Here is a 22,662-nt window from a genome sequence, read left to right as displayed (position 1 = left end):
CGGGAATCCGCGAGCGATCACTCCGCGAGCAGGCGGAACACGCCCCGTCGCGCAAGGACCTCCAGCCCCGAGACGCCCTGCGCCCGCAGCGCGGCCCGGGGCGTGCCCAGGCTGTCCGCCACGATGTCGAGCACCTCGCCCAGCGTGCGCTCCCCGTCGACCTGCGTGAGAACGCGCAGCACGCTCGCCGCCGCGTTGAGAGGCAGTTGCAACGACGACACGTGGCGCACGATCGCGGAGGCGACCTCGAGCCCGCCGTCCCCCGCCGCCCGCCAGCGCTGCTCGACCTCGACACTGTCCAGCAGCGTCGCCCGCCGCTCGAGCAGCGCGGCCGCCGGGTGTTCGGCGAGGAACGCCTCGTTGTCGAAGACGGCCTCGATGACGCGGCCCGCGCCGGGGCGCCGGAAGTCCGGCGTCGTCCGTTCCAGTCGCGTCCAGTTCGCCCCGCGCCGGCGGCGCACGAAGAACACCCCCATCGTGATGTACGCCGCCCCGAGCCGCTCGTAGTACCGCAGCCACTCGGCGCGCGGGATGGCGCCCAGCGGGCTGTCGGGGAACTCCAGGCGGAACTTCATCGTGCACTCGTCCGGGGTGTGCGTGTCGTACGCCACCACCCACACGTCGCACCCGTGCCCGTCGAGCCAGGCGCGGGGTTTGTCGACCCACGTCTCGGGCGTCGGGTGGTGCCAGCTCGCCATCATGCACATCCAGCCCCCGTCGTCGAGATGCGACGGACCTTCCCGCGCGATGCGCTCCACCAGGGCGTCGCCCTCCGTCCGCCCCGCGACGGCCGTCAGGTCCGACGGCGGAACGATCAGGAACGGCGGGTTCGCGACGATGAGGTCGAACATCTCGCCCGCGACGGGCTCGAACAGGCTCCCCTGGCGCAGCGCGATGTTCGCGCGGTCGTTCAGTTTCGCCGTCAGCGCCGCCGCCGACAGCGCGCGGGGGTTGATGTCGGTGCCCAGCACCTGCCCCGCGTGCGCCGCCGCCGCCAGGCTCTGCACGCCTTGCCCCACGCCCAGGTCGAGCACCCGGCGCGCGGGGCGCCGGACGGTGAGCCCCAGCAGGAGCTGCGCCGAGGGCCCGGCGCCGAGCACATGATCCGGGCGCATCGGGCGCTTGTCGATCAGCGCGTTGAAGTCGCGCGTGACGAGCCCCTCGTCCATCGGCAGGATCGAGATGCCCGCCCGGTACCGCGCGCCGTCGCGCTCGAGCACGCCCAGCGACAGCAGCAGGTCGCGGTCCCGGGTGGGAAAAACCCGACCCAGCGCCTCCGCCGTCTCCGCCCGCGCCAGCATGAACAGGCGCGTCGCGATGTGCCCGGGCTCGTCGCCCGGCACGGCCTCCAGCGCCGCGTCCATGTCCAGCGCGTTCATCATCACCGCGGCACGGTCGATCCGCGTCGCCTTCTCCAGGTCGTACGGCGCCGCGAGCAGCGCTCCACGAACCCCCGACAGGTCCGCCCCCAAGATGTCCGCGAAAGGTGCCAGCGCCATGAGGCACGATCGTAGCGAACCTCGCTACCCCGCCCGCGACGCTTGCCCGTCGCCTGTTCGCCCCGAGGCCGCGATGTACCCGCGCCGGAGCAGCTCCGTCACAATTCTGGGCGCGTGCGGGCCGCCGTCGTCGCCGAACACGTCGTGCAGCACCCGTCGCGCGGTCCGCTCCCCGTCGAACGCCCCCAGCACGCGGCGGACGGGCGCTTCCATCGCCATGCTGAACCGCAGCCCGCGCGCGTGCTCGGTGATCACCATCCCGCGCTCTTCCTCGCGCTCGCGCCGGTCGCACGCGGGCTCGTACACGTGGTCCAGCACGCTCTCGTCCGCGAGCGATCGCACGAACGTCTCGGCCCTGAACACCGCCTCCACCTGCGCGCCCGCCGGCTCGTCGCCGGGCGTCAGGCGCTGCGTGTCGGCGCGGAACCACGTCCGCCCGCTCCGCCGACGCAGGAACACGAAGCCCATGGTGAGGTGGCGCTCGCGCGCGTGCAGGTGTTCGCGCCAGCGCCGGAGGCTCTCGACGTCCGCCGATTCATCGCGCACGTCCGGGTCGCGCGCATCGGCGAACCACCGCTCCTGCACGCCCGCCGTCGTGCTCGTCCGCAGGCGTACCACCCACGCGTCGCACGCCCCGCCTTCCAGCAGCGCGCGCATCTCGCCGGACCAGTCGTCCGCCCTCTCGTGCTCCCAGTTGCACAGCACCGCCGCGAACCCGCCCTCGCGCAGCGCCGACGGGAGCCCCTCGAGCAGCGCCCGCGTGAAGTCATCGCCGCTTCCCGCGGCACCGCCCTCGTGCACCGAACGCGTCCCGCTGAACACGAACGGCGCGTTGCACGTCACCAGGTCGAACGTCTCGCCCGCCACCGGCTGCAGCAGCGCACCCGCCCGGAACTCCGCCCCCGTCAGCCCGTTCAGCGCCCCGCCCACCCGCGCCAGGTGCACCGCCCGCCGGTTGATGTCGCTCCCCACGCTCACCGCGCAGTGGCGCGCCGACGTGAACGCGCACATCCCCTGCCCGCACCCGACGTCCAGCGCCCGCTCGCCCGGCACCCGGGGCGTCATCCGCAGCAGCGCCTTGGTGTTCGGCCCCACGCCGTACACCGTGTCGCGCCCCTCCTCGCCCTGCGCGGCGTCGTGCAGGTACAACAGCCCGTCCCACGCGTCCGCACGCGCGAGCGCGCGGAGCACGCCGCCTTTCCGGCGTGCCAGCCCCGTCCGGATCAGCAGCGACCGCTCCGACTCCGACGCCGCCTCCGCGTCCAACTCCCCCCCGCGCGCCAGCAGCCCCGCCACCCCGGGCGCCCGCGCCCCATCCACCAGCGCCGTGCGTACCGCCTCCCCCACGCGGCGCAATGCCTCCGCGTCCGGCGGTGTCAGGCAACACGCGGCGTCATCGGGCACTCATCGAATGTAGCACGCCCCGCGCCCGCCGCCACTAATCCTCGGGCTTCTCCCCGTCCGGCGCCATCTTCACGATCACCGGGTCGAACCGCGCGACAGCCTCCACCAGGTCGCGCTGCATCGACATCACCCGCTCGATGTCCTTGTACGCGCCCGGCGCCTCGTCGCCCCCGGCCGAGAGCAGCGTCACGCCGCGCTTCGCCAACTCGCCCCGGACCGCCGAGAACCGGTACCGCTCGCGCGCCTTCGTGCGCGACAGCCGCCGCCCCGCGCCGTGGCTCGCCGAGTGCAGCGACGCCTCGCTCCCCTTGCCCACCACAACGAACCCCGGCGCCGCCATCGACCCGGGGATCACGCCCATGACGCCCGCGCCCGCCGGCGTCGCGCCCTTGCGATGCACGATCACGTCTTCCTCGCGCGCCACCCCGTCGGCCCCCACGATGCGGTGCGTCTCCTTCCACGCGAAGTTGTGGTGGTTCTCCACCTCCGCCAGCACGTCCACGCCCAGGTGCGCCACGATCCCGCGATGAATGCACGCGTGGTTCGCCGCCGCGTACTCGCCCATCAGGCTCATCGCCGCCCAGTACTCCTGCCCGGCCTGGCTCGCCAGGTCCAGCCATGCCAGGCGCCCCACCTCGCCCTCGAGCTCCGGGTGCAGGTTCCGCGCCAGCGCCGAATAGTGGTTGCACACCTGCGCGCCCGTGCCGCGCGAGCCCGAGTGGCTCAGCAGCGCCACGTACTCGCCCGGCGCAAGGTCCCACCGCGCGTGCGAGCCGCCCAGCCACGTCTGCGCCACGCCCCGCGGCCCGCCCTCGAACACCGTGAGCCGCCCGAACTCCACGAAGTGATTCCCCGACCCGCTCGTGCCGAGCTGCTTGCGCGCCCGGTCCTTCATGCCCTTGGTGATGTGCGACACGCCCCAATCGAGATCCAGCACCGGGTGCTCGTGCGGGATCTCGAACTCTGATCCCACCCCGAACCGCGTCCGCTCCTCGATCGCCCCCGCCAACTGCTCGCGCCGACGCTCCTTCTCGAAGTGCGCCACCGGCAGGTCGAGCACCGTCAGCTTCATGCGGCACGCGATGTCCACGCCCACCGCGTACGGGATCACCACGCCGCGCGTCGCCAGCACGCCCCCGATCGGCAGCCCATACCCTACATGCGCATCCGGCATCAACGCCCCCGCGGCCGCCACCGGCAGGCCGCACGCGCGCAGCAGCTGGTCCAGCGACGCCCGGTCGAAGTCTTCGCCGACCGAACCCCACAGGTTGTACGACGCGCGCCGGCTGGTCATTCTCAATTATCATGTCAGATCCGTTGATGGTCAAGACTACTTGCGAAAAACGTCGTGTAACGGGGTTGTCATCAAGATGCTATCGTTGATCAAATGTCCGAGTGCGTTCATGAACTGGAGGCAGCATGCAGACTTCTGGAAAGTACTGTCCATACTGTGGTAAAATAGTTCTAGGCCAATTGTCCCGCGAACATATAGTGCCACGATGCATTATTAAATACTGTCCCCAGATACAAATATGCAAGACATGTAATGATCGATGCGGACATGAAGTTGACTCTCTTCTCCGAAAGCACCCTATCATCTGCTTTGAAGCAGCAAAACACGGAAGTGTCCCGCCGCGTGCTCGCGATAAAATACCAGCGGCTGCAGTCGTAGATGCGGAACCCGCGCATGCAGATAGCGGTACGCGAGTAGAGGGATACCTAGATATGGTCTCAGAATCCGTATATGATTTTCGATTCAATCTGCATCCAAAGTCGGGGTCTCAGGGCGGGTCGAGATGGATTCTACCCCCGGCGGATTCAACCACACTCCCCGCCGGCGTTGAGGTGCTGTGGCCTGCAAGAATCTGCCTTGTAGAGTTTAAAGCGCCGTCCCCTTCGGAACTAAATCTGGAACGTCCTTTTGCCAAAATATCTCTTGGCATGCTCTGGCTATGTTTCGGTGAGCAGCTGCGAGAGTGTCCGTCGCTCGCTGCTCTCCGATCTGTTCTTTGGGACGTTCACTGGCGCGAATCGACGAGTGCCCCAAGTCGAGATGTGCCAGCAATCCCGAGAAGGTGGATATGCCGATGGGTGGAAAGGCCGATTGTACCTCGCGAACGATCTCGTCCTGTATTGTTTCAGTACTCGCTGAGCGCAAGGAACTGCCTTCGATTCTCGCTCACGCTGTTCGAGAGGTTTACACTTCTTTTCGACATCCCGGCGTTTGGGTGGTCCTTGTGTGAATTGAAACGGATTTCAAGCAAATGATGACGTATGTCCGCGGCGCTCCCTAAGGGCGTGAGAAAGGGTGCGTCAAGTGCAGCTTCTCGCTCAGGAACGCACCGACCTGGTCGAGCGCGATGCGCTGCTGGCTCCCCGTGTCACGATCGCGCAGCGTCACCGTCTGGTTCGTCAGCGTTTCGCCGTCGATCGTGAGGCAGAACGGGCAGCCCGCCTCGTCCATGCGGGCGTAGCGCTTGCCGATGCTCTGCTTGGCGTCGGTCTCGATGAACCCGTCGCGGCCGAACTTCGCGAACAACTCGTCGTACAGCCGCTCCGCCACCTCCGGCATCCCGTCCTTGTTCACCAGCGGGAAGACCGCCGCCTTGATCGGCGCGATCCGCGGGTGCAGTTTCAGCAGTTCCGGGCTGGGGCGGCTCGGGTCCACGCTGTACGCCTCGCACAGCAGCGCGAGCACGCCCCGGTCCAGCCCCGCCGCGGGCTCGATGCAGTGCGGCAGATACCGCTCGCCCCGGCGTGACCCGTTGGGCAGCAGCTCGCCCCGCTCCTGGTCGAAGTACTCGAGCTTCGCGCCCGAGTGCTTGGCGTGCTGCGTGAGGTCGTAGTTGCCCCGGTGCGCGATCCCCTCGAGCTCGCCGAACCCCGGCGCGGTGAACGGGAAGCGATACTCCACGTCGCTCGTCCCGCACGAATAGTGCGAGAGTTCGTCCTTCGCGTGCTCGCGCAGGATCAGGTTGTCGCCCCCGAGCCCGATCGACTTCCACCACTCCATGCGGAAATCACGCCAGAACGCGTACCACGCCTGGCTCTCGTCGGGATGGCAGAAGAACTCGAGCTCCGCCTGCTCAAACTCGCGCGAGCGGAACGTGAAGTTGCGGGGAGTGACCTCGTTGCGGAAACTCGTCCCCGTGTTGCCGATGCCGAACGGGATCTTCACGCGCGACGAGTCGATCACGTTCTTGAACTGCACGAAGATGCCTTGTGCGGTCTCGGGGCGGAGGTAGGCCTTGTCGTCCTCGCTCGCCGTCGCGCCGACATACGTCGAGAACATGAGATTGAACTGACGGGGTTCGGTCAGGTGGCCGGCTTTTCCCGTGAACGGCGAGGGCATGGACGCGGATCGAGCCTTCAGCGCCGCCATCGGCACCGCGACGACGACCGCGGCCAGTTCCTTCTTATGCTGGTCGTCGATGAGAGCCATCCCCCACGCCGCGATCTTCTCGCGATCGGCGCCCATCCCGCCGATGAACCGCAATGGCTTGAGCAGCTTGTTCTTCGCGTCGCTCGACAACTGGTCGTACACCTCGCCCACGTTGCCGACAAACGTCCGCGCGGGCAAGAGTTGGTCCGCCAGCGCTGCATCAACAATGTCGTAATACGTCTGGATGGATATCGACGCGTGCGACTGCTCGCGCGCGTACACGCCGATCAGATGATCCGCCCGAAACCGCTGCTTCGTCTCTTTATCATCCACCATCGGGTCATTGAACCCGCCCACGTGCCCGCTCGCCTCCCACACCTTGGGGTGCTGGATGATCCGCGTCTCCACCGGCACGCAGCGCACGCGTTCGCCGTCGGGGCCCTTCTTGCCCCAGCACGGGTTCATGATCATGTCCTGCCACCACGCGTCGCGCAGGTTCTTCTTCATCTGCGCGCCCAGCGGGCCGTAATCCCAGAACCCGTTGATCCCGCCGTAGATGTCGCTGGCCTGGAAGATGAAGCCGCGGCGTTTGCACAGCGCCATGATGGCGTCCATGCTCTTGGCGCCCGTGGCGGGGGCGGCGCCGCTCGCCGGGTCGGATTTCGGCCGCCCGGGGGTGGCCTGACCGGGGGCGAGTTGTTCGGGCGCGGGCTGGGCGGCGTTGGGTTGCTCGGACATGCGGACTCCTCTGAAGGAGCGGATGGTAGGGGCGGGCCGCATCCGCGCGCGCCGCCCACCGGTAGACTCTCGGGGGCCGCCAGAACCGTCGGATCGCAGCGCGCGCTGCGCGCCCCGTCGGGACAACCCCCGACGCATCGAAAAAGGAGGACGCAGCATGCGCACCGGCATTGAAGCATCGGGATTGCGGCGTGTTCGCGCCGTGGGCATCATCACCGCCGCGGTGCTCGCCGTCGTCGCGCTCGGGGCCTGCTCGGCCACGCCGCGCACCCGCGACACGCAGACGCTGTCGATGACGACCACGCGTGCCCCGGTCGAAGGGCGTTCCACCTTCTACATGCCCGCCGAGATCCCCGGGCACCCCGTGGTCATGGTGCCCTTCTCGATCACGAGCGAGCACGGCTGGTTCGACGCGGACGACCAGTTCAGCGATCCCTCCGCCACGCGCGCCTCGAGCCGGTAGTACACACGGGTCGACCTCGATCAGCACGGCGTGAACCGCGTCCGCTGGCACAACGTCGTCTTCCGTAACCTCACGACCGACGCCGAGCACGCCCTGCTCGACTCGCGCGCCGTGATCTCCGGGTTCTCGATGCTGGTGGAACGCCCGACCGCCGGGCACCGCGACGCTACGCCGCAGCCGCCCGCGCTCGCCCTGCTCTTCGTCGTCACCACGCGCGACACGAACCGCAACGGCGTGCTCGACGCCGGCGACCTCCAGTCGCTCATCCTCACCGGCCCCACGGGCGAGAACCCCCGCGTCATCACGCCCGACGGCACCGTCATGACCAACGTGCAGTTCTACGCCCCGGCGCGCAAGCTCCTGATCGAGCTCCGCCGCGACACCGACGACGACGGCGTCGTGAACTACGACGACGAGCCCGCGCAGTACATCTGCGACGTCCCGGGCGGCACCGCCCGGCCCCTTATCTCCTCCGACACCGCTTCCCGCGTTCGCGCCCTGCTGAAGTAAGGCCCCGCCCTCGCCCGCCGGCGACGCGCCGCCCGCGTCCCCAGATTCTGCAACCCCCCTTGCACCCCGTGGTACAACCACGCCAGAGGGACCAAGGGGTGATACCGATGCGCACGCTGTTTCTCGGGTTGACCGTTCTTTTCGCGGGGCTCGCACACGCCCAGACGCCCTGCCCCACCGGCTTCGTCAACGACTCGGGTTTCATCGGCGCGGGCGAAGTGGCGCCGATGTCGACCGTCGCCCCGCGCACGGACGCCTCGGTCCGCTGGGACCCCGACGGCCCGGGCCCGCAGCCCGAACTCCTCGTCGTCGCCGGGTCCTTCGGCTCGATGGACGGCGTGCCCGCCCGCGGCGTCGCCGCCTGGGACGGACGCACCTGGCGCGCCCTGGGCGCCGGCCTGGGCACCGGCATCGGCACCACCGACGGCGTCTTCGCCCTCGCCGTCCACAACGGCGACCTCTACGCCGGCGGACGCTTTACGGTGAACAACGACTCGCAGCACGTCCTCCAGGTCGCCCGTTACGACGGCACGTCGTGGTCGACCGTCGGGGCTCTGTTCGGCGGGTCCGCGATCACGTCCCTCGCCTCGCACGACGGCACCCTGTACGCCGGCGGCGACTTCACCGTCAGCGGGCAGCAGGGCGCCGACTTCGCGCGGCTCTCCGGCTCCGCCTGGCTCACCACCTCGTTCTCCACCGTCGGCCCCGGCGCGAGCAACTCGCGCGTCGAGGCCATGACCATCTACAACGGCTCGCTCGTCGTCGCCGGGTCGTTCCCCTACCGCGTTGCGACGTTCAACGGCATCGGTTTCAACCCGCTCCCGCCCCCCGTCTCCTGCCCGTTCCAGTGCAACGGCAGCATCACCGCGCTCCTCGCCGAGGGCGAAGACCTCTACGTCGCCGGCGACTTCCGACTCTTCCAGACCAACGAGCAGCCCGGCGTCATGAAGTTCGACGGCGCCACCTGGACGCCGCTCCAGACCACGCTGCCCGCCTCCGCACGCTCCATCGCCCGCTACCAGGGCTTCCTGTACCTCTTCACGGGCAGTTCCAATGCCAACGCCGCCATCCTCCGCCGCAGCGGCAACGAGTGGTTCCCCGTCGGCCCCGCACGCTGGTACGGGCCCGCCATCCTCACGATCCGCGCCCTGGGCGAGTACAACGGCCAGCTCATCCTGGGCGGCAACTTCGGCCCCGCCGACCTCAACAACCAGCAGAACTTCCGCTACGTTCGGGCCATCGCCCAGTTCGACGGCACCGATGTCGTCCCCCTCTCCCGCGGCGTCAACGCCCGCGTCACCTCCATGATCGCCTGGGACAACGGCTCCGTGCTCGGCGTCGGCCGCTTCCCCAGCGCGGGCAGTCAGCCCGCTGGCTACATCGGCCTCCGATCAGAAGACGGCTTCTGGACCCCCTTCGCGCCGGGCCTCAACGCTCAGGCCTGGGCCGTCTGCCGCTTCCAGAACGGCTTCGCCGTCGGCGGGCAGTTTGATCTCGCCGGCGCCGTCGACGCCAACAAGGTCGCGTACTGGGACGGCCAGGGCTGGAACGCGCTGGGCGAGGGGCTCGAATCGCCCCCCGTTTGGCTCGGCGTAGTGAACGGCGAGCTCTGGGCCGCCACCGCCGAGACGCTCTCCACCGGCTTCTTCAACGGGCTCTTCGCGTGGAACGGCACGTCGTGGCGCAGCCTCCCCATCCCGACGTGGAGCGGACGCATCGTCCTGGTGAACGGCGAGGCCTTCACCAGCGGCGTCGACCAGTTCCAGATCCCGCGCGTCTACAAGTGGGACGGGGCGGCGTTCCAGGCGATGCCCCTTCCCCAGGCCGTCACGCGGGCGAGCGTCCTAGGTGTCTTCCGCGACACGCTGTACGCCGCGGGCGGGAGCTTGGTGTACGCCTGGAGCGCCGGGGGCTGGGAGCTCGTCGCGAACATGCCCACCAACGTGACCGGCACGGTCGGGCCCGCCCTCGCCGCCAACGACGATTTCATGTACATCGCCGCCGACCTCAACAACGGCATGTTCCAGCAGGTCTACTCCTGGGACGGGCGCGCCTGGGCCGCCCACGGGCTCATGCCGATCAACCCGCGCGTCTCCTGGGGCCTGCAATCCATCAGCGCCCGCCCACCATCGCTCCTGGCCACCGACGCGGGCGTGCTCGTCGGCGGCGCGTTCCTGTACACCGATCAGAACTACGCCCAGCCCCAGTCGTTCATCGCGCACCTCGACACCTCGGCCCGCATCCGCACCACCAGCGCGCCCGAACCCATCGTCTTCCGCGGGCAGGGCGAGTCCGTCACCCTCGACTGGCAGTTCGAGGGCGTCGCCACCAGCGTCCGTTGGCTGAAGGACGGCGTGCAGCTCGTCGACGGCCCGCTCGCGGGCGTCGGCGTCATCAGCGGCGCCGCCACCCGCACCCTCACCATCACGGGCCTCGGCCCCAACGCCGCCGGCAGCTACCTCTCCTACGCCCGCCAGACCTGCTTCGAGACCCAACTCTCGCCCATCATGCTGGTCGTCCCGCCCGACTGCATGACCGATTACAACGGCGACGGCGTCTCCGACCAGTTCGACCTGCTCTACCTCGAACAGGTCGTCGGCGGCGCCGACAACCCCATCGGCCTGGACCCGGACTTCAACCGCGACGGCAACGTCGACGCCTTCGACCTCGAGACCCTCGCGCGCGTCATCGCCGGCGAACCGTGCCCGGTGTGACGCCCGCGCGGGGACGCTGCTAGCCTGTCCGCGCCATCGATCCCGCGCTCTTCACCTTCGTTCTGCTCCTGAGCGCCGCCGGCGCGGGGCTTCTCGGCTCGCTCACAGGCCTGGGCGGGGGCGTGGTCCTCGTGCCCCTGCTGGTGCTCGTCTTCGGGGTCGATCTCAAGTACGCCGTGGGCGCCTCGCTCATCGTGGTCATCGCCACCAGTTCCGGCGCCGCCGCCGCGTTCATGCGCGAGGGCTTCACCAACCTCCGCGTCGCGATGCTCCTGCAGGTCGCGACGGTGCTGGGGGCGATCGCCGGCGCCGCCATCGCCGGCGTGCTCCCGCGCGCGGGCGTCGCGATCATCTTCGCCCTCGTCGCCATGTACTCCGCGTGGGGCGCGATCCGCACGCCCCCGCCCCCGGTCGATCTCAGCCTGCCGCCCGACCCCCTCTCCCGCCGCCTGGGCTTGGAGTCCACGTACCCCGGGCCCGCGGGGCCGATCGCCTACCGCGCGTGCCGCGTGCCTCTCGGCTTCGGCATCATGATCCTCGCCGGCATGCTCTCCGCCGTCGTGGGCATCGGCGGGGGCGTGCTCAAGGTCCTCGCCATGGACCGCGCGATGCGCCTGCCGTACAAGGTGTCGACCACCACGAGCAACTTCATGATCGGCGTCACCGCCGCGGCGTCCGCGGGCATCTACTTTCAGCGGGGCCAGATCGAGCCCGCCCTGTGCGCTCCCGTCGCGCTGGGCGCGCTCGCCGGTGCGCTCGCCGGCGCACGCGTGCTTCCCCGGATCCACGTCCGCACGCTGCGGTTCATCTTCGCGGGCATCGTGACGCTCGCGGGCGTCGAGATGCTCCGCCGCGCCCTCACGGGGGGCTTCGCATGACCCGTCCGCCGCGCTCCACGTCGCTCCCGCCCGACCCCGCGCCCCCGCCGAACCCCGCGCCGCAGCGCCGGCTGGAAGCCCGCCTCGCGAACATCCTCACCGTCGCCACGCTCCTGGCCGCGTCGATCCTGCTCATCGGCGCGCTGCTGCACCTCACGCGCCCCGACGCCGCCCGGCCCTCCTACGCGGCCTTCACGCCCGCGTCGCCCTCGACGCTGCGCGATCTCTTCGCGGGCCTCTCGCGCCTCGACCCCCGCGCGATCATGCAACTGGGCGTCGTGCTGCTGGTGCTGACGCCCGTCGCGCGCGTCATCACCGCGCTCGTGTCGTTCGCGCTGCGGCGCGATCGGCTCTACGTCGTGGTCTCGCTCATCGTGCTGGGCGCCCTGCTCGCCGGGCTGCTGGGCGTGCGCGTCTAGTCGCGGAACCGGCGCACGCACAGCGTGTTGTTCTGCCCGCCGAAGCCGAAGCTGTTCGAGAGGCACACGTCGACCCCGCCCGCCGGGCCCAGGTCGCGCGCGGCGTTCGCCACGTAGTCCAGGTCGCACTCGGGGTCGGGCGCGTGCAGGTTCATCGTCCCGGGGATCCACCCCGTGCGGATCGCCTGCACGCACGTGATCAACTCCACCGCGCCCGCCGCCTGGATCAGGTGCCCGAACTGGCTCTTCACGCTGCTGAACGGCACCGCTCCGGCGAGCGGGCCGAAGAGCGACTTCACCGCGATCGTCTCGATCCGATCGTTCTCCTGCGTCCCCGTCCCGTGCGCCGAGACATAGTGCACCTGCGGCCGCCCGTCCTCGCCCGGCTCGCGCGGGTTGATCCCCGCCTGGCGGCATGCCTGCACCATCGCCGACACCGCCCCCTTCCCGTCCGGCTGGATGTCCGTGATGCGGAACGCGTCCGCCGACGACCCGTACCCCGCGATCTCCGCCAGCGGCGTCGCGCCCCGCGCCCGCGCGTGCGACAGCTCCTCCAGCACCAGCATCCCGCACCCTTCGCCCATCACGAACCCGTCGCGATCCGCCGAGAACGGGCGCGACGCGTGCATCGGGTCGTCCCGACGCGTCGACATCGCCGTCAGCCGGATGAACCCCGTCATCCCCAGCGGGTGGATCATGCTGTGCGTGCCCCCGCCCAGCATCACGTCCGCGTCGCCACGACGGATGATCTCGAACGCCTCGCCCACCGCCTGCGTGCTCGCCGCGCACGCCGTCATGCAGTTGAAGCTCGGCCCGCGGATCGGGAACTCCATCGCTAGGTGCGCCAGCGTCGCGTTGGGCTCCTGCTCCAGCTCGGTCCGCGCGCGCATCAGGCGCAGGGCGGCCCGGGCCCAGCCCGCGTCCGACAGCGCCCGCGTCGCCGGGTCGTACGCCGCCAGGTTCGTCGCGACGAAGTTCCCGAAGTCCAGCGACCCCTCGCCCGCGCCAAGGTACATGCCCACCCGCCGGGGCGACACGTCGCGCAGCCCGCTCTGGCGCCACGCCTGCGCCGCCGCCGCCAGCGCGAACATCGTCGAACGCCCCGAGCCCGCGTGCGCGGACGCGTCCGCCAGGTGGGCGTCCAGCGAGAACCCCTTCACCTCCGCGGCGAAGTTCGTCGCGAAGGTCGAGGCGTCGAACCGCGTCACCGGCCCGAACGCCGCCTCGCCCGCCAGCAGCCGGCGCCACACCCCCTCGACCTCGTGCCCGAGAGGCGTGACCCATCCCATCCCCGTGATGACGACCCGTCGCGTGCGCACGTTCATGGCGGAAGCGTTGGAGGGCTAGTTCTCAAAGTCGTGCGTCGAGCCCGCGTCGTCGAAATCATCGCCCTCGCCCAGGCCCTTTTCGGCCCGGATCTTGTCGATGTTCACCACCCGCACCAGCCCGTCCTTCAGGCGCCGGTCGCCGAAGTTGATGATCAGCCCGAGTTCGAAGTCCGCCGCCTTGAGCTGCGCCCGCAGCGCCAGCCGCTCCGGCGTGCCGACCATCCCCGCCACGCCCATCACCGTCACGATGAACCGGTTCTCGACGTACAGGTCCGTCGTGATCTCTCCGATCGGCTTGTCCTTGTAGCGCACGGGGATCTTCCGCCCCGTCTCGTGCTTCACGCCCAAGGCGTCGAGCTCCACCTTCAGCGCGTTCGCGTACACCTCGCGCGGGAACCCCGGCCCCAGCGCCCGATGCACCTCGATCGCCGCTCCGATAACCTTCCGCGACGCCTCGGTCGTCGTTGGGTCCAGTTCCGACAGCGGCACGCCGCGCCGCTCGCGCGGGCCCCCGCCATACCCGCCGCCGTGCCCGCCCGGCCCGCCCGGCCCGCCCCGGGGCGGTCTGCCCCCGTACGGCCGGTAATCATCGCGCTGATTGTCGTTCGACATGTTTGCTCCGCTCCCTGTGCCGTCCGCCGGAAATGGCGTTCGCGACGCCCGTCCGCAGCCGCCCGCCATCGTAAGCCGCCCGCACCGCCCGGGCCCATGATTCCCAGAAGGTTTACCGGGCCCGCCGCAGCACCAACGCCGCGTTCTGACCGCCCATGGACGCGGTGGTGACCAGCAGGTGGCGCACTTCCGCGGCCCGGGCCGCGTCGGCCCCGCACCGCGCGTCGGGCGCGGGTGTTCCCGCGTGCAGGCGCGCCGGCAGGCGCTGCTCCCGCACGCACATCGCGCCCACCGCCGCCTGCACCGCCCCGTGCCCCGCGAACAGGTCGCCGATCGCCGGCGTCAGCGTCACCAGCGGGATCTCCGCCAGGCGCGCCCCGAACACCGCGCGCAGCGCGCCCAGTTCGCGGGCGTCCACGGCGGGCGCGCCCAGGCCCTGCGGCACGATCGCGTCGATCTCGCCCGGGCCGATCCCCGCGTCGGCCAACGCCGCCTCGATCGCGAACGCCAGCCCCTCGTTGCACGCGTCCTGCGTCGGCGCGGGCAGGGGCGCGAAGAGCGGGGGCCCGCTGTGCGCCGCCCCGAACCCCGCCACTTCCGCGTACACCCGCGCCCCGCGCGCCGTCGCCGTCTCCAGCGATTCCAGCACCACGATCGCGCCGCCCTCGCCCAGCAGCGAGCCCGCCGAGCCGGGGTCAAACGGCCTCACCACCCGCGAGCCGTCGGTTTCTTCGCCCGTCGGCGCCAGGCGCTCCGCGAACGTCAGGCGGCACAGGCCCATCAGCATCAGCTTCGCCTCGGCCCCGCCGCAGTAGCACCCGTCCGCCGCGTGGCGTTCGATCACCCGCGTTCCTTCGCCGATGCACAGCAGCCCGCTCGCCTCGGCGCACGTCAGCGTGTTGCTGGGCCCCTCCGCGCCGTGGATGATCGTCACGTGGCACGCCAGCATGTTGGGCAGGTACTTCAGCATCCACAGCGGGGGCAGGTTGTTCATCCCGCCCGAGCCCTCGTGCCCGCCCCACGCCCGCATGTCGAACCCCGCGTGGTCGGCCGGCCCGTCGCCCACCGCCGTCGCCAGCGCCATCGTCAGTTCCAGCGTCTCGGCCGAGATCAGCCCCGACCCGATCTGGCACCCGAACCGCTCGGGCGGGTACGTCGGCGCCCCCGTGCCGTCGCCGGTGCCACGCGTCACCAGCCCGGCGTCTTCAACCGCCGCCTTCGCCGCGGCCACGGCGATCTCGGTGTCGCGCGCCATCACCTTCACCGCCTTGCGGTAGTGCTTGGGCACGTGGTCCTTGGCCGAAAAGTTCGGGATCTCGCCCCCCAGGCGCGACGCGAACCCCGACGGATCGGTCCGCGTCATCGGGCCCAGCGCGCTGCGCCCGCCCACCAGCCCCTCCCACAGCGCGGGCATCCCCATCCCCAGAGGCGTGACGGCTCCCAACCCGGTAATGACAACGCGGCGGCGCATAGTCGCAACTCTATGGGCCGCTCACGCCCCGTCCGCGTCACCCCTCCCCGCGCGGGGCTGGACGCCGCCCCGGGATCGGAGATACTGCGCACATGCGCCTCCTCCCCCGCGCCGTCCTGCTGCTCGCCACGCTCCTGGGCGTGCTCCTCTGCCCCGCGGCCCGTGCGCAGGAAGACGAGCCCGACCCCGCGCCCGCCGAGGTCCACCGGGTCGACCCGCCCGACTCGCGCGTCGGGCGTGAACTCGCCTGGGTGCTCCGTGTCATCAACGGCGACGCGCCCCTGGGCGACCCCGCCGCCAAGTTCTCGCCCCGGTTCATCGAGGTCTTCGGCGTCGGCGACATCACCGAGGCCCTCACGACCATGCGCGCCGGCGTCTTCCGCGACAACCCGGTCGACCTCGTCGAGGTCTACGAAGAAGGCGACGCCGAGGCCCTCAACGGCATCATCAACGGCCGCGAGACCAACCTCTTCCTCAGCGTCTTCATCGTGCTCGACGAAGCCTCCGGGCTCATCGCGGGCCTGCAGTTCAACCAGGCCGGGTACTCGTGCGCCGCGGGCGACTGGGATTCCTACGCCGGCGAGTTCGGCCGCCTCCGCGGCAGCGTCTCCTTCGGGTGCTACGAGCTCGTGCCCGAGGCGCCCCGCGATCCGGCCGACGGCGGTGGGGGGGAGGGCGCGATCCTCCCGAACCGCCTCGTGAACGTGTACGAGATCCGCGAGCGCGACCCGCTGCACGTCAGCGGGGCCGCACGCCTCTGGACGCTCGCGTCGCTCGCCCGGCGCGTGCACGACCCGGCCTTCTCGCTCGACCAGCCCGTGACGCTCCGCGCCGAGTGGATGAGCGTGCCCGGCTCGCCCACCCGCGAGCAAGGCCCCGGCGCCGTGCTCCCGCTGCGCGAACTCGCCACGCGGGCCTTCGCCGGCAACGACAGCACCGCCCTCGACCACGTGCTGCACACCCTGGGGCGAGACGCCGTCGCCGACGTGGTGCGCGAGGTCTGCAAGGACCTGGGCCCGTCGTTCCCGGTGCTCTCGACGCGCGAGTACCTGGCGCTCAAGCTCGCGCCCGACGCCGACGAACTGACCCGCTACGCCGAGAACGACCCGCTCGTGCGCGCCGAACTGCTGCGCGATCTCAAGGCCGAGCCCGACTGGAACGCGCTGGGCGCGTGGGAGAAGCCCGCCGAGACCGAGCGCGTGGGGTGGATCGCGAGCGTCGAGGACCAATGCCGCCTGATGGCGGCGATCCACGACGCCGAACGCCGCCCGGGGGGCGAATCGCTCGCGCCGCTGTGGCGAAACCCGGGCGACGTGCCGCTCGACGAGCAGACCTGGACCGACGTGCGGGCCGTCGCGGGGCGCGAGCCGGGCGTGCTCTCGTTCGCGTGGCTCCTCCGCCGCAGCGACGACCGCTGGTACGTCATGGCCCTCACCTGGGTCGACGCCGAAGGCGGCACCGACGAGGGGCGCCTGCTCGACCTCGCCCGCGCGGGCATCCGCATCCTCGAAGCCCACGGCGTGCAGAAGCCCGACCAGCCCGCCGACCAGCCCGCCGACGCGCCAGCCCAGCCCCAGCCCGGCACGTGATCGCCGCCCGGCACCTAAACGCCGCTCAGCCGTCGGGCGTGTCGAGCAGCGCGCGCAGCCGCTCCGCCAGCGGCTCGGGCAGCCGATCCGCCCACGCGCGGTCGATGAGCCCGACGCCGATCAGGTCGCGCAGGTGCGTGCGGTCCTTGTCCCGGTACGCCGTGAGCTTGATCCGCACCAGCGCGTGCAGGTTCAGCACGCGCAGCTCGCCCATGTCGGACGCGTCCTCCACGTCCGGGTTCGCCGCCGCCTCGCCCGCGCGCACGAACTCGTTCGCGAACACCAGGTGCACGCCCTGTCGCGGGCTCGACTGGGGCGAGTCGAGGAACAGGTCCATCCCCGCCGCGTGCCGGTAGACGAACCCCGCTCCCTCCAGCACAGCGCGGCATCGCTCCAGGTCCGCTCGCCGGATCAGCACGTCCACGTCCTGCGTCGTCCGCGCGGCGCCGCCGTCCACCGTCGCCACCCACGCCGCGACCGCGTGCCCGCCCACCACCGCGTGCGGCACGCCCCCGGCACGCAGCGCCCGCGAGACCCGCAGCAGCCGTTGACGCACCTGTTCCACGGCGTTCACCATCCGTTCCAGGACGCCCGTGCGGCTCGAGGGCGAGTGTGTCACCCCCGATCCTAGCGTCCGCCCCCGCTCGCGCGTGCCCGAGGCGCCCCATCCCGCCACGCGTTCGCTACGCTACCCGCGTGCCCGACGACCCCATCATCTCGTGCCGCGAGATCGTCAAGCGCTTCGACGGGCGCACCGTCCTCTCGGGCGTCACGCTGGACGTGCTCCCGGGCGAGACGATGGTCATCATGGGCGGGTCGGGCTCGGGCAAGTCCACGCTGCTCCGCCTCATCATCGGCTCGCTCCGCCCGGATTCCGGCGACGTCCGCCTCTTCGGCTCGTCGATCTGCGGGCTCACGCGCGACGACTTCGACGACGTCCGCAAGCGCTTCGGCATCCTCTTCCAGTCCGGCGCGCTCTTCAACTCCATGACCCTCTACGAGAACGTCGCCCTCCCCATCCGCGAGCACACCGACCTCGACCCCGCCATCATCGACATCCAGGTCAAGATCAAGCTCGAGCTCGTCGGCCTCCTCGAGCACGCCGACAAGTACCCCTCCCAGATCTCCGGCGGCATGAAGAAACGCGCCGGCCTCGCCCGCGCCCTCGCCCTCGACCCCGAGATCCTCTTCTACGACGAGCCCTCCGCCGGCCTGGACCCCGTCACCAGCGCCCAGATCGACCACCTCATGATGGACCTGAGCAAAAAGCTCGGCGTCACCAGCGTCGTCGTCACCCACGAGATGGACAGCGCCTTCACCATCGCCGACCGCATGGCCATGCTCGACAAGGGGCGCATGCTCACCGTCCAGAGCCGCGAGTGGTACGACACGCTCCGCAAGGCGACCGACGAGCAGGCCGCCGCCCTGCCCACCGATCAGCGCCTCATCCGCCAGTTCCTGCGGGGCGACCCCGAGGGCCCGATCACCGACCGCAAGGACCAGGGCCTGCTGGAGCGCACCCTCCTGGGCGACGACACCCGCGTCGCCAGCATGCCCAGCCTGACGCCCACCCGCTAGCCGACACGCGCCGCGCAACCCGCCCGCCCCGCCGCGTATTCTGCGCCCATGCAGAACGCCCGCAACAACGTCCTCGCCGGCGTCTTCGTCCTCATGGGCGTCGTCCTCGCCGTCTGGGTCAGTTTCCTCCTCTCCGACCGCTCCCCCTTCGACTCGGTCATGCCCCTGTCCGTGCGCTTCCCCGTCGAGACCGGCGCGGTCGGCCTCAAACGCGGCAGCGAGGTCCGCCTCGGCGGCCAGCCCGTCGGACGCGTCCTCGACGTCGGCTTCGCCCGCGACGACCAGGGCACGCCCACCAGCGTCGACGTGCGCGTCGAAGTGCGCGACGACCTCATGCTCTACGCCAACACCCGCGTGTACCTCGAGAAGCCCCTGCTGGGCTCCATCTCCGCCATCAACATCTCCAGCGTCGGCACGCCCACCAACCCCGCCAGCGGCGCGCCCGTCCCGCGCCTGGCCCCGGGTGATGTCATCCCCGGCGCCACCGCCCCCCCGGGCTTCTTGGCCGACGCGGGCTTCGGCCCCGAGCAGTCGGCCCAGCTCCGCGCCGCCATCAAGTCCATCGACGAGACCATGCAGCGCGTCGCGTCGATCGTCGAGAACACCGGGCCCAAGGTCGAGTCCGGCGCGACCGACGCCGCCGCCCTGCTCGCCGAGCTCCGCGTCAAGCTCGACGAATGGACCGTGCGCATCGACGCCACCGCCGCCAACGTCGAGCGGGCCTCGGCGCGCCTCGACCCGCTGCTCGAGAAGGCCGACCTGGGCCTCGACGACGCGCGGGGCGTCATCGCCTCCGTCCGTTCGCTCATCGAGGACAACCGCGCCCGCATCGACCAGACGGTCAAGAACCTCGAGGAGGCCACCGGCAAGTTCAACCAGGAGACCATCGACGCGGTGAACGTCGCGCTGCGCGACGGGCGCGACGCGCTGGGCGTCTTCTCCGAGGCCGTGGGCCGCGTGAGCGCGGTCGTCGGCGAGCAGACCCCCAACCTGCGCCGCACGCTCGCGAACCTTCGTCTGATGTCCGACCAGCTCAAGCTCACGGCCATCGAAGTCCGCTCGCAGCCATGGCGCCTTCTCCAGCAGCCCTCGACCAAGGAACTCGAGAGCCAGGTGATCTACGACGCGACGCGCTCGTACGCCGAGGCCGCCAGCGACCTGCGGGCCGCGGGCGAGGCGCTGGAGGCCGCCGCCGCCGCCCAGCGCGCCGGGGCCGCCACCGCCGCGGACTTCGAGGCGCTCAGCGCCAGCCTCGCCGAGTCGATCGCCCGCTACCGCCAGGCCGAGCAGTACCTGCTCGACAAGTTGGTCGAGGTCCAGGTCGGGAAGTGAGCCAACGCGTGCAGCGCCGCCACCACTACGAGCAGGCCTTCGAGAACTATCTGCGCGCCCGGCGCATCCCGTACGTCGCCGTCGACGAGGCCCGCAAGGCGCTCCTCCCGGGCGACCGCTTCCCCGCCCTCCGCCACGACGGGCACGCCCTCAAGAGTTTCGACGTTGTGATCTACGGCGAGGGCGCCAACCTCCTCGTCGAGGTCAAGGGACGCCGCATCATGCCCCGGCGTTCCGCCCGCGCGTCCGCCGGGGCCGCCCGGCTCGAGAACTGGGTCACCCTCGACGACGTCGAGTCCCTCTCGCGCTGGGAGATGCTCTTCGGCCCGTCGTTCGAGGGCGTCTTTCTCTTCGTCTACTGGTGCGACGAACTCCCCCCCGACGCGCTCTTCGACGAGATCTTCGAGCACGCCGGGCGCTGGTACTCGCTCCGCTGCGTCCGCCTCGCCGACTACAAGGCCCGCATGCGCGTCCGCAGCCCGCGCTGGCGCACGGTGCACCTGGCGCCCGCCGATTTCTCGACCGTGGGCGCGCCCCTCGCGCCGATCGCGCCCCACGCGCTTCCCGCGGGCCGCCGCGTCGGTCGGACTCTGGCCGGGTTCCTCGCCGAATCGCCCCCGCCCCTGCCCGCGCTCGATCAGTTGCTCCCGGCCGGGCCTTCGGAGCAACCGCGGGGCGTCCGCCCGTCGTAGCATGTACTTATGACCACGCGCCTTTCCCGCTTCGCCGCCCGGAGCGTCGCCGCCGTCGGCACGATGCTCGTCACCGCCGTGTGCTGGGCCCAGGAGGCCGCGCCCAGCGCGCCCGTCCCGCCCACGCCCTCCAAGCCCGACGACCCGCCCGCGATCATGAGCTTCCTCATCCTGATCGCAACCGGCGCGCTCATCATCGGCGCCAACGCCATGGCCACCAAGCGCGGCCACCAGGACTAGCCCCGAGGTTCCCGCCCCGCTCCCGCCGCACACGTCCCCCCACGACCCCGCGGAGGACCGCTCCATGTCCACACCCGCTCCCGCCGATCACGCCCCGCCCGTCGCCCGCCCCCGCCGCGACGTGCGCGTCCCGCTCATCTGCCTGAACGTCGCGCTCGTGGTGCTGCTCGCGGTGCTGTCGCTCCCCGGCCCGGCCGCGGCGCAGAACTCCTCGCAGCCCGTCATCGGGCGCGCCCGGGGCGAATACACGATGGTCGCGGGACGCAGCAACGCCGGGGGCTCGTCGGTCATTTACGTCCTGGACACGACCAACCAGGAAGTCGTCGCCCTCCGCTGGGACCAGTCGCGCACGAGCCTCACCAGCCTGGGCTATCGCAACTTCGCCGCCGACACCCGCACCACCCCGGGACGCTGACCCATGCACGCGACCCACCAGGAACGTCAACCCCGCCACTCGACGCTCGTCGTCGTCGCGGCGGTCCTCGCGCTGCTCGTGCTCGTGCAGGCCCTCCGCCCGCGCGACGCCGAGCCCGTCGCGCTGGGCGAGATGGTCAGCCGCGCCGGCGCCATGACCGCCCTCACCGCCGACGCCGGCAACGAGGACGTCCTCGTCGTGCTCGACGAACGCTCCGAGATGCTGCTCATCTACCGCACCGACACGCGCAACGGCGTGCAGCAGCTCTCGCGCCTCCCGCTCCAGACCCTCTTCACGGAGGCCCGCGCCCGCGCACTCGGCCGCCCGTAGCGTCGCCCGCATCCCCATGTCCATCTTCCCGCTCCCGCAGTTCGAGGCCGACCTCACCGAAGCCCTCTCCGCCGAGGACAAGGCCACCTACGACGCCCTCAAGGCGCCCAAGACGCTCGTCGTCCGCTTCGGCTCCATGAAGCTCGTCGGCGAGTTCCCCTACCAGGGCACCGTCAAGCCCGGCTGCGGGAGCAAGCTCGTCGTCCGCACGTTCCGCGGCACCGAGCTCGGCGAGATGCTCACCAGCACCTGCCCCAACAGCGGGTGCTCCAAGAGCGTCTCGCGCAAGGAGATGCTCCAGTACATCGACAACTCCGGCGGACGCGACTACCCCTTCTTCACTGACGGCAAGGTCCTCCGCATCGCCACCACGCAGGACCTGGAAGCCCAGTCCCGCTTGGAGCAGTCGCGCCACGCCATGCGCCTCCACGCGCGCAGCATCGCCGAACGCCTGCGCCTGCACTGCAAGATCGTCGACGTCGAGCCCATCCTGGGCAACGAGACCGTCACCGTCTTCTACCTCTCCGAAGAACGCATCGAGCTCCGCGACCTCACGCGCGAACTCTCCCTCGCCTTCCGCACGCGCGTCGAGCTCCGCCACGTCGGCGCGCGCGACGAGGCCCGCCTCACCGCCGACTACGAGAAGTGCGGGCAGTACTGCTGCTGCAAGAACTTCCTCAAGGTGCTCAAGCCCGTCTCGATGAAGTCCGCCAAAGTCCAGAAGGCCACGCTCGACCCCGTCAAGATCTCCGGGCGCTGCGGGCGCCTCATGTGCTGCCTCCGCTACGAAGACGAGACCTACGACGATCTCCGCAAGCGCCTGCCGCGCAAGAAGTCCCGCGTGGGCACCCCCGAGGGCGACGGCCTGGTCATCGACTCGCAGATCCTCACCCAACTGGTGCTCGTCGAGCTCGACGATGTCGGCACCGACGGCAAGATCCGCCAGGTCGCCGTCCCCGTCGAGAATCTCACCCCGCCCACCAACCAGGCCGCCCCGCCCCGCCCCGCGTTCGACCCCGCCCCGCCGCCCCGTGCGCGCGGGCGCGCCCCCGGCGCCCCGCCCGCCAG

Annotated in this window: 21 protein-coding genes; 13 read left to right on the top strand and 8 right to left on the bottom strand. The window is 70.9% G+C overall.

Annotated features, from left to right (window positions below; genetic code table 11):
- Positions 1–17 precede the first annotated feature (17 nt).
- The 4 genes from SFY69_01455 to SFY69_01440 all read right to left on the bottom strand — a co-directional run bounded on the left by SFY69_01455 (position 18) and on the right by SFY69_01440 (position 6,900).
- Positions 18–1,499, bottom strand: coding sequence for a methyltransferase (locus SFY69_01455; GenBank protein ID MDX2130701.1), 1,482 nt, complete (start codon positions 1,497–1,499; stop codon positions 18–20).
- Positions 1,500–1,523: 24 nt separating this feature from the next.
- On the bottom strand, positions 1,524–2,846 hold the full coding sequence (locus SFY69_01450; protein ID MDX2130700.1) for a methyltransferase: 1,323 nt from the start codon (positions 2,844–2,846) through the stop codon (positions 1,524–1,526).
- A gap of 91 nt (positions 2,847–2,937) precedes the next feature.
- Positions 2,938–4,197, bottom strand: coding sequence for an RtcB family protein (locus SFY69_01445; GenBank protein MDX2130699.1), 1,260 nt, complete (start codon positions 4,195–4,197; stop codon positions 2,938–2,940).
- Between the two features lie 996 nt (positions 4,198–5,193).
- Positions 5,194–6,900 carry a glycine--tRNA ligase gene (locus tag SFY69_01440; protein ID MDX2130698.1) on the bottom strand — a complete coding sequence of 569 codons (1,707 nt, stop codon included), beginning with the start codon at positions 6,898–6,900 and terminating at the stop codon, positions 5,194–5,196.
- A 280-nt stretch (positions 6,901–7,180) separates the two neighbouring features.
- On the opposite strand from SFY69_01440, the gene SFY69_01435 reads away from it, so the two are divergent.
- From SFY69_01435 to SFY69_01415, 5 genes are all read left to right on the top strand, one after another.
- Positions 7,181–7,486, top strand: a complete 306-nt coding sequence (locus SFY69_01435; GenBank protein MDX2130697.1) for a hypothetical protein — start codon at positions 7,181–7,183, stop codon at positions 7,484–7,486.
- A gap of 30 nt (positions 7,487–7,516) precedes the next feature.
- Complete coding sequence (locus tag SFY69_01430; GenBank protein MDX2130696.1) at positions 7,517–7,996, top strand: EF-hand domain-containing protein; 480 nt, start codon at positions 7,517–7,519, stop codon at positions 7,994–7,996.
- 107 nt (positions 7,997–8,103) lie between these two features.
- Complete coding sequence (locus SFY69_01425; protein MDX2130695.1) at positions 8,104–10,710, top strand: hypothetical protein; 2,607 nt, start codon at positions 8,104–8,106, stop codon at positions 10,708–10,710.
- A 35-nt stretch (positions 10,711–10,745) separates the two neighbouring features.
- Positions 10,746–11,588 carry a sulfite exporter TauE/SafE family protein gene (locus SFY69_01420; GenBank protein ID MDX2130694.1) on the top strand — a complete coding sequence of 281 codons (843 nt, stop codon included), beginning with the start codon at positions 10,746–10,748 and terminating at the stop codon, positions 11,586–11,588.
- On the top strand, positions 11,585–12,007 hold the full coding sequence (locus tag SFY69_01415) for a DUF1634 domain-containing protein (GenBank protein ID MDX2130693.1): 423 nt from the start codon (positions 11,585–11,587) through the stop codon (positions 12,005–12,007). Before SFY69_01420 ends, SFY69_01415 begins: the two co-directional genes overlap by 4 nt.
- On the opposite strand, the gene SFY69_01410 is transcribed toward SFY69_01415, so the two are convergent.
- From SFY69_01410 to SFY69_01400, 3 genes are all read right to left on the bottom strand, one after another.
- Positions 12,004–13,332, bottom strand: coding sequence for a beta-ketoacyl-[acyl-carrier-protein] synthase family protein (locus SFY69_01410; protein ID MDX2130692.1), 1,329 nt, complete (start codon positions 13,330–13,332; stop codon positions 12,004–12,006). The genes SFY69_01415 and SFY69_01410 overlap by 4 nt on opposite strands.
- 18 nt (positions 13,333–13,350) lie before the next feature.
- Entirely contained in the window at positions 13,351–13,947 is a 597-nt protein-coding gene (locus tag SFY69_01405) for a GxxExxY protein (protein MDX2130691.1), read from the bottom strand.
- Between the two features lie 112 nt (positions 13,948–14,059).
- Positions 14,060–15,418, bottom strand: a complete 1,359-nt coding sequence (locus tag SFY69_01400; protein ID MDX2130690.1) for a beta-ketoacyl synthase N-terminal-like domain-containing protein — start codon at positions 15,416–15,418, stop codon at positions 14,060–14,062.
- A 92-nt stretch (positions 15,419–15,510) separates the two neighbouring features.
- Here SFY69_01400 and SFY69_01395 point away from each other — a divergent pair, with 92 nt between their 5' ends.
- Positions 15,511–17,007: a serine hydrolase gene (locus tag SFY69_01395; protein MDX2130689.1), complete on the top strand. Its 1,497-nt coding sequence runs from the start codon at positions 15,511–15,513 to the stop codon at positions 17,005–17,007.
- A 25-nt stretch (positions 17,008–17,032) separates the two neighbouring features.
- On the opposite strand, the gene SFY69_01390 is transcribed toward SFY69_01395, so the two are convergent.
- Positions 17,033–17,626, bottom strand: coding sequence for a nucleotidyltransferase family protein (locus tag SFY69_01390; GenBank protein MDX2130688.1), 594 nt, complete (start codon positions 17,624–17,626; stop codon positions 17,033–17,035).
- Between the two features lie 77 nt (positions 17,627–17,703).
- Here SFY69_01390 and SFY69_01385 point away from each other — a divergent pair, with 77 nt between their 5' ends.
- From SFY69_01385 to ricT, 7 genes are all read left to right on the top strand, one after another.
- Complete coding sequence (locus tag SFY69_01385; protein MDX2130687.1) at positions 17,704–18,585, top strand: ABC transporter ATP-binding protein; 882 nt, start codon at positions 17,704–17,706, stop codon at positions 18,583–18,585.
- A 48-nt stretch (positions 18,586–18,633) separates the two neighbouring features.
- Entirely contained in the window at positions 18,634–19,917 is a 1,284-nt protein-coding gene (locus tag SFY69_01380; GenBank protein ID MDX2130686.1) for a hypothetical protein, read from the top strand.
- Complete coding sequence (locus SFY69_01375; GenBank protein ID MDX2130685.1) at positions 19,914–20,609, top strand: HYExAFE family protein; 696 nt, start codon at positions 19,914–19,916, stop codon at positions 20,607–20,609. The genes SFY69_01380 and SFY69_01375 overlap by 4 nt, the downstream gene beginning before the upstream one ends.
- A gap of 9 nt (positions 20,610–20,618) precedes the next feature.
- On the top strand, positions 20,619–20,849 hold the full coding sequence (locus SFY69_01370) for a hypothetical protein (protein ID MDX2130684.1): 231 nt from the start codon (positions 20,619–20,621) through the stop codon (positions 20,847–20,849).
- A 64-nt stretch (positions 20,850–20,913) separates the two neighbouring features.
- Complete coding sequence (locus tag SFY69_01365) at positions 20,914–21,264, top strand: hypothetical protein (GenBank protein MDX2130683.1); 351 nt, start codon at positions 20,914–20,916, stop codon at positions 21,262–21,264.
- 3 nt (positions 21,265–21,267) lie between these two features.
- Positions 21,268–21,594, top strand: a complete 327-nt coding sequence (locus tag SFY69_01360; GenBank protein MDX2130682.1) for a hypothetical protein — start codon at positions 21,268–21,270, stop codon at positions 21,592–21,594.
- Positions 21,595–21,610: 16 nt separating this feature from the next.
- A partial coding sequence (gene ricT / locus SFY69_01355) for a regulatory iron-sulfur-containing complex subunit RicT (protein MDX2130681.1) occupies positions 21,611–22,662 on the top strand: 1,052 nt, incomplete at its 3' end.

The organism is Planctomycetota bacterium (assembly GCA_033763975.1).
Lineage (GTDB): Bacteria > Planctomycetota > Phycisphaerae > Phycisphaerales > UBA1924 > RI-211.
This window is presented reverse-complemented; position numbering and strand designations above follow the sequence as displayed.

Excerpts from the sequence above, each read along its gene's own strand:
- SFY69_01360 (MDX2130682.1), top strand. The coding sequence starts at position 21,268 with ATGCACGCGACCCACCAGGAACGTCAACCCCGCCACTCGACGCTCGTC.
- SFY69_01440 (MDX2130698.1), bottom strand. The coding sequence starts at position 6,900 with ATGGACGCCATCATGGCGCTGTGCAAACGCCGCGGCTTCATCTTCCAG.
- SFY69_01445 (MDX2130699.1), bottom strand. The coding sequence starts at position 4,197 with ATGACCAGCCGGCGCGCGTCGTACAACCTGTGGGGTTCGGTCGGCGAA.
- SFY69_01395 (MDX2130689.1), top strand. The coding sequence starts at position 15,511 with ATGCGCCTCCTCCCCCGCGCCGTCCTGCTGCTCGCCACGCTCCTGGGC.
- SFY69_01435 (MDX2130697.1), top strand. The coding sequence starts at position 7,181 with ATGCGCACCGGCATTGAAGCATCGGGATTGCGGCGTGTTCGCGCCGTG.
- SFY69_01365 (MDX2130683.1), top strand. The coding sequence starts at position 20,914 with ATGTCCACACCCGCTCCCGCCGATCACGCCCCGCCCGTCGCCCGCCCC.
- SFY69_01370 (MDX2130684.1), top strand. The coding sequence starts at position 20,619 with ATGACCACGCGCCTTTCCCGCTTCGCCGCCCGGAGCGTCGCCGCCGTC.
- SFY69_01380 (MDX2130686.1), top strand. The coding sequence starts at position 18,634 with ATGCAGAACGCCCGCAACAACGTCCTCGCCGGCGTCTTCGTCCTCATG.
- SFY69_01400 (MDX2130690.1), bottom strand. The coding sequence starts at position 15,418 with ATGCGCCGCCGCGTTGTCATTACCGGGTTGGGAGCCGTCACGCCTCTG.
- SFY69_01410 (MDX2130692.1), bottom strand. The coding sequence starts at position 13,332 with ATGAACGTGCGCACGCGACGGGTCGTCATCACGGGGATGGGATGGGTC.
- SFY69_01455 (MDX2130701.1), bottom strand. The coding sequence starts at position 1,499 with ATGGCGCTGGCACCTTTCGCGGACATCTTGGGGGCGGACCTGTCGGGG.
- SFY69_01415 (MDX2130693.1), top strand. The coding sequence starts at position 11,585 with ATGACCCGTCCGCCGCGCTCCACGTCGCTCCCGCCCGACCCCGCGCCC.
- SFY69_01425 (MDX2130695.1), top strand. The coding sequence starts at position 8,104 with ATGCGCACGCTGTTTCTCGGGTTGACCGTTCTTTTCGCGGGGCTCGCA.
- SFY69_01405 (MDX2130691.1), bottom strand. The coding sequence starts at position 13,947 with ATGTCGAACGACAATCAGCGCGATGATTACCGGCCGTACGGGGGCAGA.